This window comes from Delftia sp. ZNC0008, assembly GCF_000799035.1.
Taxonomy (GTDB): domain Bacteria; phylum Pseudomonadota; class Gammaproteobacteria; order Burkholderiales; family Burkholderiaceae_C; genus Comamonas; species Comamonas tsuruhatensis.
This window is the reverse complement of sequence record NZ_JTKZ01000033.1, coordinates 1-12,779: the sequence shown is the minus strand read 5'-3', so window position 1 is coordinate 12,779 and position 12,779 is coordinate 1. Positions and strand designations below refer to the sequence as shown.

Below are 12,779 nucleotides of genomic sequence, written 5' to 3'. Positions count from 1 at the left end.
CCGCGTCCGCTGGCGCTGCAGCCGCGCGAGTTCCGCCTGCTGGCCTTTCTGATGCAGCACGCGCACCAGATCGTCACGCGCACCATGCTGCTGGAGTCGGTGTGGGACTACCGGTTCGACCCGCAGACCAATGTCATCGACGTGCACATCAGCCGCCTGCGCGGCAAGGTGGACAAGGGCTTCGAGCCCGCGCTGATCCACACCGTGCGTGGCGTGGGCTACAGCCTGTCGGACCGGCCGCAGGACCTGCCGCAGGTGGCCTGATCCCATGTCGCTGGCCAAGCCCTGGAGCTCCACGGCCTTCCGGCTGGCACTGACCTACGGCGTGCTGCTGGTGCTGACCATGTCCATCGTGCTGTCGGTGTTCTACGTGCAGACCGTGGGCGTGCTGCGCATGCGCATGGACCGGCAGGCCGAGAACCACATGCGCCGCCTGGTCGAGCACCGCGACAAGTACGGCGAGCCCGCGCTGGAGGCCGAGATCCAGCAGACCCTGCTGGACGGCGTCAACACCGATACCGAAATCCTCATCCTCATGGATGGCGACGGCAATCCCATCATCGGCAACGCCGACGTGGTGCCCGCACGCCGCCTGACGGAGATGGGCGTGCGCGATCTCAAGGTGCGGCGCAACGGCCGCATCATCGCGGGCCGCGTGGCCGTGGCCCAGCTGTCCGACGGCAAGCTGCTGGCCGTGGGCAGCGACATGCAGGTGCAAAGCGATGTGGAGGAGCTGTTCGGCCGCGCCAGCCTGCTGGCCGGCCTGGTGGCCCTGGGCATGGCCGTGCTGGGCGCCGGGGCCTTCCGGCGCGTGGTGGAAGAGCGGGCCGCCGACATCCGCAGCACCATGGCGCGCGTGGCCACGGGCGACCTGCGCCAGCGCATTCCGGTCACGCGCCGCGACGATGAGTTCACGCTGCTCAACCGCGACATCAACACCATGCTGGACCGGCTGGAACTGCTGATGGACGGCATACGCCATGTCTCCAACACCATCGCCCACAACCTGCGCACGCCGCTGACGCGCATCCTGCTGCGCCTGCGCAATGCCCAGCAGGCCACGCCCGAGGAAAAGAACGAGACGCTGGCGCTGGTGGCCCAGGAAGTGGCCGAGCTGGGCGTGGTCTTCGACAAGCTGCTGCAGATTGCCGAAGTGGAAAGCGGCGCCAGCCGCAAGAACTTCGCGCCCGTGGACCTGCGCGCCCTGCTGGTCGACGTGGTGGAGTTCTACGAACCGCTGGTCGAGGACGCAGGCGGCGTGCTGCGGCTGCAGGTCGAAGGCACGCCCATGGCGCTGGGCGACGGGGACCTGCTGGCCAGCGCCGTGGCCAACCTCGTGGACAACGCCATCAAGTACGGATCACTGCCCGACAGCGACCACGGCGCCGACATGCTGCTGCGCGCGGGCGTGGCCCACGAACACGGCATGGACGGCGGCGCCTGGGGCGTGGAAATCATCGTGCAGGACCGAGGCCCCGGTGTGGACGCGCAGACGCGCGAGAAGATGAGCACCCGCTTTTACCGCGCCGAATCGGACCGCGAAGGCTACGGCCTGGGCCTGGCCAGCGTGCTGGCCATCGTGCAGCTGCACGGCGGCAAGCTGGGCTTCGAGAACATGCATCCGGGCCTGCAGGCGCGCATCTGGCTGCCCGGGTTGCCCACGGCCTGAAGCCGTTTCAGCGGTCCTTGTGACCGTAGGCGCAAAAGCCGGGCTTGGGGCCCTTCTTGGGGTGCAGGCGACAGGTTTCGGGCCGCTTGTCGTAGACCGTGCAGCGCCGCGACTTGGCATCCAGAAAATTGCAGTCCCCGCTGGCGCGCCGCGCCATGGTGAAGATGTTGTGCTTGGGGTTGTAGTGGTCGATCAGCCGCATCTTCATCAACCGCTTGGCGATGAGCTTGGGCTCCACGTTGTCCACCTCGAACGGATCCACCAGTTCCAGCCGCACCAGATCGGGCAGCTGCACCTCCAGCGGCATGGTGCAGCAGTTGGCCGCACAGCTGTCGCACATGCCGGGCTTGTATTTGCTCCAGGAGTCGAGGCGGTCGACGTCGACGATGCTGATGGGGGATCTCATGGTGGGGGGATGGGCGTGTGCAGGGCCGCTATTTTTCGCCAGAAAGCCCGGCGGCGGTTGCCGCGCCGGCGTAGCCAAGCGAGGGGGCGGGTCTTTGGGGGACGCCGCCCCTGCATCCATCCCCTGGCCTTCAGGCCGGCCGCTTCCTCAACAGGTATTTCTGAAACCCGTCGGACACCCGCTCGGCGCGCTGGTTCAGCACCTCGGTGGCCAGGGTCAGCACGCCCGTGGTGTTGCCGGGCTTGAGCTCGGACACCGTCAGCGTGCAGTACAGCGTGTCGCCTACATAAACGGGGGCCAGGAAGCGGCTGCCCTGCTCCAGAAAGCCCTTGAGCGATTCCTCGACCATGTGCGGGAACAGGCCGGCGCCTGCCGCCGTCTGTATGGCCACCTGGTAGCCGTGGGCCAGCATATGGGGCATGCCGCGCGCGCGGCAGTACTCCACGTCGTAGTGCACGGGATGGTTGTCGCCGCTGGCCAGCTGGAAGGCGGCGAACAGGGCGTCGGTCATGGTGCGCGATGGCAGGGCGAAGACCTCGCCCAGCGCGAAGTCTTCAAAGTAGCGCTGGGCGCACAGGGATGGATGGCGTGGCATGGCGACTCTCCTCAGTTCGCGCTCATGTGGGCGGCCCGGGCGACCTTGCCCCATTTGTCCAGCTCCTGCTTGAGGAAGGCGGCCAGCGCCTGGGGGCGCGGCTGCTTTTCCAGCACCAGGCCCATGTCGTAGGCCTTTTTCTGCAGCCCGGCATCGTCCACCGTGGCCTGCAGGCTGGACTGCAGGCGGGCAATCAGCGCTGGCGGCGTGCCTGCGGGGGCGAACACGGCGTTCCAGGTATAGGCCTCGTAGCCGGGCACCTGCTCGGCAATGGCAGGCGTGTCGGGCGTCTGCGGCAGGCGCTGGACCATGGTGGTGGCCAGCAGGCGCACCGTGCCCGCCTTGACCTGGGCCAGGCCCGTGGGCGCGCTGTCCAGCATGAAGGCCAAGTGCCCGCCTATGAGGTCCTGTATGGCTGGCGCACTGCCCCGGTAGGGCACATGCTGGGCCCGGGTGCCCGCCATCAGGTTCAGCAGCTCCGCGCCCAGGTGCGGTGCGCTGCCCACGCCCGCCGATGCATAGCTGACCTGGCCGGGCCGCGCCCGCAGATAGGCCAGGAAATCCGGCAGGCTCTGCACGGGCAGCCGCTTGTCCACCACCAGCACCAGCGGCGCCCTGGCGAGCAATCCCACAGGCGCGAAGTCTTCCTCCGTGCGGTAGCCCAGCTTGTCGTGGATATAGGGATTGACGGCATGCGCCACCGTGGTCAGCAGCAGGGTGTAGCCGTCAGGGGCTGCCTTGGCAACCGCCTCCGTGCCCACCAGGGTGCCGGCGCCCGTGCGGTTTTCGATCACCACGGGCGTGCCCAGCTTCTGGCTCCAGACATCGGCCATGGCGCGGCCGAAGGTGTCGGTGGGGCCGCCTGCCGCGTAGGGAATCACCAGCTTGATGGGGCGCGCCGGATAGTCCTGCGCTGCGGCCGCGCCTGCGGCCAGAAGCAGGGCGGTGAGAAGGGTTTGGCGTCTTGCCGTCTTGAAGTCCATAATTTTCTCCGTTGTCTCCTGGCGCCGACTATAGAAATGCGCTGCCAATGCAGCCAGTCGAATCATTGATAGGGCGGTTAGAAACCGTCTAACACCAAGGAAATGCTCCCGGCGGGCATGCAACGGATGCGATATGAATTGACGGATCTCAGGGTTTTCCTTGCGATTGCCCAAGCCAAAAGCCTCAGCGCAGGCGCGGCTGAAATGCATTTGACGGCGCCATCGGCCAGCTACCGGCTCAAGAATCTGGAGCAGGCCATGGGCGCATCGCTGTTTGAAAGAACGTCCAAAGGCATGGTGCTGACCCCGGCGGGAATGACGGTCAAGAAATACGCCGATTCCATTTTCGGCAGCGTGGACCGCCTGCACGGAGAAATGCAAAGACACATCAACGGAATATCAGGCCATATCCGCGTCTTTGCCAACAGCAGCACGCTGACGGGAATCGCGCCCGTGCTCAGCCGCTATCTGGCCCATTATCCGAACGTCAATGTGGACCTGGAGGAGCGCCTGAGCGAAGACACGGTGCGCGCCGTGCTCGACGGCAGTGCCGACGTGGGCCTGGTGGCTGGCCAGATCGATCTGCATGGCCTGCACGCCATCACCTATGGCCGCGATGAACTGGTGTTTGTGGTGCCCGCTGGCCACCCCTTGGCCGCCAGCAGCAGGGTGCCGCTGGAAACCGCGCTGACCTACGACCTGGTCTCGATCGGCCGCAAGACCAGCAACTTCCTCTACCTCCAAGGCATGGCATCCAGGCTGGGCATGAATCCCAGGGTACGTGTGCACGCACCAACATTCGAGGCCGTGCTGCAGTGCGTGCAGGAAGGCGTGGGCATTGCGCTGGTGCCGCGCTCCATTGCCCGGCCGGCGCTGCAGGCGCGCAGGCTGGCTGCCGTGGGCCTGGACGAGGCCTGGGCGCAGCGCGAGCAGAAGGTGGTCACGCGCGAACCCGAAACCCTGCCCGCCTATGCCCGCGATTTCGTGGCCTATGTGGCGGCCCAGCCTTTGCCCGAGGAAGGCGCCGTGCAGGAATCCCTGCCTTAGAAGATTTGGAATTCCGCTTAGAAAATGCCGACTGGCTGGGTGATGGTCGCACTTCTAGAATGCGGCGAATCGAATATTCGCCTCGTTCAAGAAAATGCAGACACGCCCATTGGATGGTTTGACGGTATTGGCCATGGAACACGCCGTGGCAGGGCCTTTTGCCAGCCGGCAACTGGCGGACCTGGGGGCCAGGGTCATCAAGCTGGAGCGATTGCCCGATGGGGATTTTGCGCGGGGCTATGACGACAAGGTCCATGGTGAATCATCCTTTTTTGTCTGGGCCAATCGGGGAAAGCAAAGCCTGGCCGCAGATATCAAGACCGCCGAAGGGAAGCATATCGTCGGGAAAATACTGGAAAAGGCCGATATCCTGATCCAGAACCTGGCCCCGGGTGCCATGCAGAGAATGGGCATGGATTTCGACAGCCTGCATGAGAAATATCCGCGTCTCATCGTCTGCGATATATCGGGCTATGGCGAAGGCGGCCCGCTCAGCGACAAAAAGGCCTACGACCTGCTGATCCAGGCGGCAGCCGGCCTGATCTCGGTCACGGGCACGCCCGACCAGCCCGCGCGCGTGGGCATTTCCATCGCCGACATCGCGGCCGGCATGTATGCCTACTCGGGCATGCTGTCCGCCCTGCTGCAGCGCGCCCGCACCGGCCGGGGCCTGCGCGTGGAGGTGTCCATGCTGGAGGCGCTGGCCGAATGGATGGCCTACCCGCTGAACTTCGCTCACTACGGCGGCGCGGCGCCTGCGCGCAGCGGGCTGACCCATCCTTCCATCGCGCCCTATGGCCAGTACACGGCCGGTGATGGCCAGAGCCTGATCTTCGGCCTGCAGAACGACCGCGAATGGCACAGCTTCTGCACCCATGTGCTGCAGCAGCCCGCGCTGGCGCAGGACACGCGCTTTGCCACCAACCTGCAGCGCGTGGCGCACCGCGCGGAACTCGATGCGGTGATCGCCTCCGTGCTGGCCTACCTGAGCCGCGAACAGGCCATGCAGCGCCTGGATGCAGGCGGCATCGCCAACGCGCCGCTCAACGACATGCACGCGGTCTGGAACCATCCGCAATTGCAGGCGCGCGAACGCTGGCGCGAGGTGGCCACGCCCGCCGGCAGCATCCAGGCCCTGCTGCCCCCGGCCACGCTGTCGGATGCCGAAGCCGCCATGGGCGCCGTGCCCGCGCTGGGCGAGCATACGCAGGTGCTGTGGGAGGAGTTTGGCGGGCGGTGAACATGGCCAGGGGCGCCAAGGTCCGGCCATGAAAAAAGCGCTCCTTGCAGAGCGCTTTTTGCAGTGTGCCGTTCGGCTGGATCAGACGTCGATATTGCCCGCCCGCAACGCATTCGTCTCGATGAAGTCCCGGCGCGGCTCCACCTCGTCGCCCATGAGCATGGTGAACACGCGGTCGGCCTCGATGGCGTCGCCGATCTGCACCTGCAGCAGGCTGCGCACGGTGGGGTCCATGGTGGTCTCCCACAGCTGCTCGGGGTTCATTTCGCCCAGGCCCTTGTAGCGCTGGCGGGCCGTGGTGCGTTCGGCCTCGTGCAGCAGCCATTGCATGGCCTGGCGGAAGTCGGTGGCCTTGTCGCTCTTGGCCTTCTCGCCTTCGCCGCGCGTGACCTTGGCGCCTTCGCCCAGCAGGCCGTTGAAGTTCTGGGCTTCGTCGGCCAGTGCGGCGTAGTCGTGGCTGCGCACGAACTCCTGGGTGAGGATGGAGCTCTTGATGTTGCCGTGGTGGTGGCGGCTGATGCGCAGCACGGGCTTTTCGGAGACCGGGTCGATTTCGGCCGTGACCTCGGCGGGCACGCCCGTGGTGGTCAACTCGCGCAGCTTGGCCTCCAGGATGGGGGCGCAGGCCTGTGCCGCCTCGATGCTGTCCAGCGTGATCTGCACGCCGTCGGCGATGGCGCGCAGGGCCTCGGCATCCATGAAGTTGGACAGGCGGTCGATGACGGTCTCGGCGGCCAGGTGCATGTTGGCCAGCTTGGCCAGTTCCTCGCCGTCCAGCGTGCGCGGGTTGGCGCCGCCGGTGCTGACGCTGGCGTTCATCAGCGCGATGCGCAGCAGGTACTGGTTGAGCGCGGGGCCGTCCTTGATGTACAGCTCTTCCTTGCCGTTCTTGACCTTGTACAGCGGTGGCTGGGCGATGTAGATGTGGCCGCGCTCGACCAGGTCCGGCATCTGGCGGTAGAAGAAGGTCAGCAGCAGGGTGCGGATGTGGGCGCCGTCCACGTCCGCGTCGGTCATGATGATGATGCGGTGGTAGCGCAGCTTGTTGGGGTCGAAGTCGTCGCTGCCGCTCTTGCCCGATTCGGCCGTGGCCTTGCCGATGCCGGTGCCCAGGGCCGTGATCAGGGTGACGATTTCGTTGCTGGACAGCAGCTTCTCGTAGCGGGCCTTTTCCACGTTCAGGATCTTGCCGCGCAGCGGCAGGATGGCCTGGAACTTGCGGTCGCGACCTTGCTTGGCGGAGCCGCCGGCGGAGTCACCCTCGACGATGTAGATCTCGCACAGCGCCGGGTCCTTTTCCTGGCAGTCGGCCAGCTTGCCGGGCAGGCCCATGCCGTCGAGCACGCCCTTGCGGCGCGTCATCTCGCGGGCCTTGCGCGCGGCTTCGCGGGCACGTGCGGCATCGACGATCTTGCTGCACAGGATCTTGGCGTCGCCCGGCTTTTCTTCCAGGTAGTCGGTCAGCGCCTTGGCGACGATGTCTTCCACGGGCGCGCGCACTTCGCTGGAGACCAGCTTGTCCTTGGTCTGGCTGCTGAACTTGGGTTCGGGCACCTTCACGGACAGCACGCAGCACAGGCCTTCGCGCATGTCGTCGCCGCTGACTTCGACCTTGGCCTTCTTGGCCAGTTCGTTCTGCTCGATGTACTTGCCGATCACGCGCGTCATGGCCGCGCGCAGGCCCGTCAGGTGGGTGCCGCCGTCGCGCTGCGGGATGTTGTTGGTGAAGCACAGCACCTGCTCGGCGTAGCTGTCGTTCCACTGCATGGCGACTTCGACGCCGATCTCGGTGCCGGGGATGCCGCCGTAGCTTTCGGCAGGGCGGCTGCCTTCGGCGTGGAAGGCCGTGGGATGCAGCACCTTCTTGTTGGCGTTGATGAACTGCACGAAGCCCATGACGCCGCCGGCGCCGGAGAAGTCGTCTTCGCGGCCGTCGCGCTCGTCCTTGAGGCGGATGCGCACGCCGTTGTTCAGGAAGGACAGTTCGCGCAGGCGCTTGGCCAGGATCTCGTAGCGGAACTCATGGTTCTGCGTGAAGATTTCCGTGTCGGGCAGGAAGTGGACCTTGGTGCCGCGCTTGTCGCTCTTGCCGACCACGCGCATGGGCGAGACCTCGACGCCGTCCACGATCTCGATCGGGCGGTTCTGCACCTGGCCGCGCGAGAAGTCGATTTCGTAGACCTCGCCATCGCGGCGCACGCTGAGCTTGAGCCAGATGGACAGCGCGTTCACGCAGGACACGCCCACGCCGTGCAGGCCGCCCGAGACCTTGTAGCTGTTCTGGTTGAACTTGCCGCCCGCGTGCAGTTCGGTGAGGGCGATTTCGGCCGCCGAGCGCTTGGGCTCGTGCTTGTCGTCCATCTTCACGCGCGTGGGGATGCCGCGGCCGTTGTCGATGACGGACAGGGAGCCATCGGCATGGATGGTGACAAGGATGTCGTCGCAGTAGCCGGCCAGGGCTTCGTCGATGGAGTTGTCCACCACTTCGAAGACCAGGTGGTGCAGGCCCGTGCCATCGGAGGTGTCGCCGATGTACATGCCGGGGCGCTTGCGCACGGCCTCCAGGCCTTCGAGGATCTGGATCGCACCTTCGCCATAGCCGCTGGAGTCTGAGCCTTCGGGGGCAATGGTCTGGTTTTCTGGCTTGTTCTCGTCGGTCATGGAAGGCCCTGGGGTAGTTCCGTCGGAAGCTGTCGCTTCGCTTGAAAATGTTCGATTCGGCCGCTGGCGCGGTGCGTAGGGACGCGCGCTGCGGGCTACGAGTCGGATAGGGTGGTTGCGCGCCTTGCACCGGCTTGTGCCACCGGGCGGCGGGTGCAGGGGCTGCGCAATGTGTCAGGCATCGGGTAGGTGTGGCGCGCGCTCAGATGCGCATCGGCATCACGACGTACTTGAAGCTGTCGTTCTCGGGGATGGTCAGCAGCGCCGAGCTGTTGCCGTCCTGCAGGTCGATCCTGATCATGTCCTGGCCCATGTTGGACAGGGCGTCGATCAGGTAGGTGACGTTGAAGCCGATCTCGATGGTGTCGCCACCGTAGTCGATGTCCAGCTCGTCCATGGCCTCTTCCTGCTCGGCGTTGTTGGAGGCCACGCGCAAGGTGCCGGGCTCCACCGTCAGGCGCACGCCCTTGAACTTGTCGCTGGTCATGATGGCCGTGCGCTGCAGGCTGGCCAGCAGCGGGGCGCGGCCCAGGGTCACGCTGTTGGTGTGGTTGCGCGGGATGACGCGGTTGTAGTCGGGGAACTTGCCCTCGACCAGCTTGGTCACGAACTCCATGCCGCCGAAGGTGAACTTGGCCTGGTTGTTGGCGAACTGCATCTCGATGTGGGGCTGGTTCTCGCCGCCGGCATCCGACAGCAGGCGCTGCAGCTCCAGCACGGTCTTGCGCGGCAGGATCACTTCCTGCTTGGGCACTTCCACGTCCAGCTGGCTGCTTGCAAAGGCCAGGCGGTGGCCGTCGGTGGCCACCAGGGACAGCTGCTTGCCCTCGGCCACGAACAGGATGCCGTTGAGGTAGTAGCGGATGTCCTGCACGGCCATGGCGAAGGAGACCTGGCCCAGCAGGTCCTTGAGCACCTTCTGCGGCACGCTGAACGACGGGCCGAAGGCCGCAGCCTCCTGCACCAGCGGGAAGTCCTCGGCCGGCAGGGTCTGCAGCGTGAAGCGGCTCTTGCCGCCCTTGAGCACCATCTTGGCCTGCTGGGTCTCCAGGCTCACGGTCTGGTCGCCGGGCATGGTCTTGAGGATGTCGATCAGCTTGCGCGCGCCCACGGTGGTGGTGAAGTCGCCGGTGTCGCCGCCGAGTTCGGCGGTGGTGCGGATCTGGATTTCCAGGTCGCTGGTGGTCAGCTGCAATGCGTTGCCGGTCTTCTTGATCAGCACGTTGGCCAGGATGGGCAGCGTGTGGCGGCGTTCGACGATGCCGGACACCGATTGCAGGACCGCGAGAACTTTGTCTTGTGTGGCTTTCAGGACGATCATGTCAACCTCTGATTTAAGGATGCGGGTCTCGGTGGGAGCGGCGGCTCACACATGAGCCCCCTCTTGCCGCTCGAATCCCCCATTTTGCCGCGTACGCAGGGCCTGAACGGGGGAGTTTTCATCAACCTTTGAGAGTTTGCTCCAGCACGTGCAGCTGCTGGTTCAGCTCGGTCAGCTGCTGGCGTTCGCCGGCGATCTTGCGCACCGCGTGCAGCACGGTGGTGTGGTCGCGTCCGCCGAACAGCTCGCCGATCTCGGGCAGGCTCTTCTGGGTCAATTCCTTGGCCAGGTACATGGCAATCTGGCGCGGCCGGGCAATGCTGGCCGGGCGCTTCTTGCTGTACATGTCGGCCACCTTGATCTTGTAGTAGTCGGCCACCGTCTTCTGGATGTTTTCCACGCTGATCTGGCGGTTCTGGATGGACAGCAGATCACGCAGGGCCTCGCGGGCCAGCTGGATGGAGACTTCCTTCTGGTTGAAGCGCGAATAGGCCAGGATCTTGCGCAGCGCGCCTTCGAGCTCGCGCACGTTGGAGCGCACGTTCTTGGCCACGAAGAAGGCGACTTCCTCGGGCATCTCGGCGTTCTCGGCGCGGGCCTTGTTGATCAGGATGGCCACGCGCATCTCCAGCTCGGGCGGCTCGATGGCCACCGTCAGCCCGGAGTCGAAGCGCGAGACCAGCCGCTCGTGGATGTTGGCCAGACCCTTGGGATAGGTGTCCGAGGTCATCACGATGTGGCTCTTCTTGGCCAGCAGGGCCTCGAAGGCGTTGAAGAACTCCTCCTGCGTGCGGTCCTTGTTGGCGAAGAACTGCACATCGTCGATCAGCAGCAGATCCAGCGAGTGGTAGCGCTCCTTGAATTCGTCAAAAGTGCGGCGCTGGTAGGCCTTGACCACATCCGAGACGAACTGCTCGGCGTGGATGTAGAGAACTTTCGCGTCGGGCTTGTCGGCCAGCAGCTTGTTGCCCACGGCATGCACCAGGTGGGTCTTGCCCAGGCCCACGCCGCCGTAGATGAACAGCGGGTTGTACAGGTGGCCGGGCGAGCCCGCCACATGCATGGCGGCCGAGCGTGCCATGCGGTTGGCCGTGCCTTCCACCAGGGTTTCAAAGGTCAGCGCGGCGTTCAGGCGCGTACGGAAGACCGGCGCTGCCGCGTCTTCGCCAGTGACCGTGGGCACCGAGGTGACAATGGTTTCCGGTGGGGCCGAGCGCTCGCTGGAAGATGGGCGAACATAAGTACGCACAACGCTTTCCCGTTGAGCGAGCGCTAACTCAAGTGTCACCGGCTGGCCATAGAGCGACTCCAGCATGGCCGAGATGCGGCCTGCATATTGGGCGCGGATCCAGTCGAGCTTGAAGCGGTTGGCCACGTAGACGGTGACTTTGGAGAAGTCTTCGGCGACGTGCGCGGTCAGGGGCTTGATCCAGGTGTTGAACTGCTGCTCAGGCATTTCCTGCCCCAGTTGCTCAACGCAGACTTGCCACAGGCCCTGGCCTGCATCGTTCGTAGGTTCCTCTGTCATTGTCGAAGTCTAGTTGTGGATAGGAGGAACTGTTGCGAGGCTGCCATTGTAGCTTTTGCGGAAGTTATCCACAAAATATCAGGAGCTTGTCCTCTGCCCTGTCGCAAAATGGGCAGGCATCCTTCGGGTTCGAAGGGCATTGCATCAAGTGGGCAACGCTGTGATAATCGCGGGTTTCCCTGAATGTGTTCAGGGTGATATGTCCCGCCCGTCTGCATCGGGTCTGCATGCTGCTGCTGGTTGCCTTGGGCGAAACCTTCCCGGTTCGCGCTCCTGGCCGCACATGGCAAGTGCATCGTGCAGATTTTTGGCAGGTGGCCTGGCGGTTTGCCTTTGTGGCGGCTGCTGGCTGCACTGCGTGTAGCGTGCCGGATACGGGACCGGTGCAAAACTGAACCTTCTCTAGGAACCAACATGAAACGTACTTACCAACCCTCCAAGACCCGTCGCGCCCGCACCCACGGCTTTCTGGTCCGCATGAAGACCAAGGGCGGCCGCGCCGTGATCAACGCTCGCCGCGCCAAGGGCCGCAAGCGTCTGGCCGTCTAAGGCCAGCCATTGCTGGGCGGTTTGCTCGCTGCACTGAACCCCTGAAAGGGGTGCTGGAATGCAACGGCTGAAAACACGTCCGCAGTTTCAGGCCGCCATGGCTGCCGGTACGGTTTCGCGTACCGCGCACTTCGCCCTGCACCGTCTCGTTCTGACGGAGCAGGTCGCTGCCATGCCGCCACCGACAGGGCCCGGATCGCAAGATCCGCAGGCCCTGTTCGGCGTTGGCGCGGTGCGCCGGGATGCCTGGCTGGGTGCCATGGTGCCCAAGCGCTGGGCGCGCCGATCGGTGACACGCCACACCATCAAGCGGCAGATCTACGCCGTGGGCGGCGAGCACGAGGCCTTGATGCTCCATGGCGCGCATGTGGTGCGATTGCGCTCGGGCTTTGACCGGCGCCAGTTCGTGAGCGCCACGTCCGATGTGCTCAAGCAGGCGGTTCGTGCCGAGCTGCAGCAGCTGTTCGCCCATGCCGCGAAACGCCTGTCGCAGCCGGCACCCGGGTTGCCTCAGCCAGCGCAGGAGCCGGCCGCTGCCGCTGGCGAGCCTGCCGGAGCCACGCCATGATGCAGCGGCTGCTGATGGCGCTGGTGCGTGGCTATCGGCTGATGCTCAGTCCCTGGCTGGGCTCGGCCTGCCGCTTCACGCCGACCTGCTCTGCCTATTCCCTTGAAGCGCTGGAGCAACACGGCGCTGCGGTAGGCTCCTACCTGACACTGCGCCGACTGGCGCGCTGTCATCCGTGGTGTGACGGGGGGCATGACCCTGTGCCAGAGCAC

General features: G+C 65.3%; 13 protein-coding genes. 7 read left to right on the top strand and 6 right to left on the bottom strand.

The features are described 5' to 3' along the window. Together L995_RS01040 and L995_RS01035 are read left to right on the top strand one after the other, a co-directional pair. On the top strand, positions 1–264 hold a 264-nt coding region (locus L995_RS01040; protein ID WP_047468280.1), incomplete at its 5' end, for a winged helix-turn-helix domain-containing protein. A gap of 4 nt (positions 265–268) precedes the next feature. Continuing rightward, a complete protein-coding gene (locus L995_RS01035; RefSeq protein ID WP_046239392.1) occupies positions 269–1,669 on the top strand; it encodes a sensor histidine kinase in 1,401 nt (466 codons plus the stop codon). A gap of 7 nt (positions 1,670–1,676) precedes the next feature. On the opposite strand, the gene L995_RS01030 is transcribed toward L995_RS01035, so the two are convergent. From L995_RS01030 to L995_RS01020, 3 genes are all read right to left on the bottom strand, one after another. Further along, positions 1,677–2,075: a YkgJ family cysteine cluster protein gene (locus L995_RS01030; RefSeq protein WP_013799932.1), complete on the bottom strand. Its 399-nt coding sequence runs from the start codon at positions 2,073–2,075 to the stop codon at positions 1,677–1,679. Between the two features lie 130 nt (positions 2,076–2,205). Next, positions 2,206–2,670, bottom strand: coding sequence for a MaoC family dehydratase (locus L995_RS01025; protein ID WP_034365445.1), 465 nt, complete (start codon positions 2,668–2,670; stop codon positions 2,206–2,208). 11 nt (positions 2,671–2,681) lie between these two features. Beyond that, the gene (locus L995_RS01020; protein WP_047468275.1) at positions 2,682–3,653 is read right to left on the bottom strand and encodes a tripartite tricarboxylate transporter substrate binding protein; all 972 of its coding nucleotides are present in this window, start codon (positions 3,651–3,653) and stop codon (positions 2,682–2,684) included. 126 nt (positions 3,654–3,779) lie between these two features. Here L995_RS01020 and L995_RS01015 point away from each other — a divergent pair, with 126 nt between their 5' ends. Together L995_RS01015 and L995_RS01010 are read left to right on the top strand one after the other, a co-directional pair. Continuing rightward, complete coding sequence (locus tag L995_RS01015) at positions 3,780–4,700, top strand: LysR family transcriptional regulator (RefSeq protein WP_047468272.1); 921 nt, start codon at positions 3,780–3,782, stop codon at positions 4,698–4,700. A 133-nt stretch (positions 4,701–4,833) separates the two neighbouring features. After that, positions 4,834–5,940, top strand: coding sequence for a CaiB/BaiF CoA transferase family protein (locus tag L995_RS01010; RefSeq protein ID WP_047468270.1), 1,107 nt, complete (start codon positions 4,834–4,836; stop codon positions 5,938–5,940). 81 nt (positions 5,941–6,021) lie between these two features. Here the strand turns inward: L995_RS01010 and gyrB are convergent, their stop codons facing one another. The 3 genes from gyrB to dnaA form a co-directional block, all read right to left on the bottom strand. After that, positions 6,022–8,601, bottom strand: a complete 2,580-nt coding sequence (gene gyrB / locus L995_RS01005; RefSeq protein WP_047468267.1) for a DNA topoisomerase (ATP-hydrolyzing) subunit B — start codon at positions 8,599–8,601, stop codon at positions 6,022–6,024. 202 nt (positions 8,602–8,803) lie between these two features. Continuing rightward, entirely contained in the window at positions 8,804–9,922 is a 1,119-nt protein-coding gene (dnaN, locus tag L995_RS01000) for a DNA polymerase III subunit beta (protein WP_016447260.1), read from the bottom strand. 121 nt (positions 9,923–10,043) lie between these two features. Then, positions 10,044–11,450, bottom strand: coding sequence for a chromosomal replication initiator protein DnaA (gene dnaA / locus L995_RS00995; protein WP_016447259.1), 1,407 nt, complete (start codon positions 11,448–11,450; stop codon positions 10,044–10,046). A gap of 414 nt (positions 11,451–11,864) precedes the next feature. Here dnaA and rpmH point away from each other — a divergent pair, with 414 nt between their 5' ends. The 3 genes from rpmH to yidD all read left to right on the top strand — a co-directional run. After that, positions 11,865–11,999, top strand: a complete 135-nt coding sequence (gene rpmH / locus L995_RS00990) for a 50S ribosomal protein L34 (RefSeq protein ID WP_012207856.1) — start codon at positions 11,865–11,867, stop codon at positions 11,997–11,999. A 58-nt stretch (positions 12,000–12,057) separates the two neighbouring features. Further along, positions 12,058–12,567 carry a ribonuclease P protein component gene (locus L995_RS00985; protein WP_047217511.1) on the top strand — a complete coding sequence of 170 codons (510 nt, stop codon included), beginning with the start codon at positions 12,058–12,060 and terminating at the stop codon, positions 12,565–12,567. Then, positions 12,564–12,779, top strand: a 216-nt coding sequence (yidD, locus tag L995_RS31585; RefSeq protein ID WP_082001450.1) for a membrane protein insertion efficiency factor YidD, incomplete at its 3' end; no start/stop codon positions are given. The genes L995_RS00985 and yidD, both read left to right, overlap by 4 nt.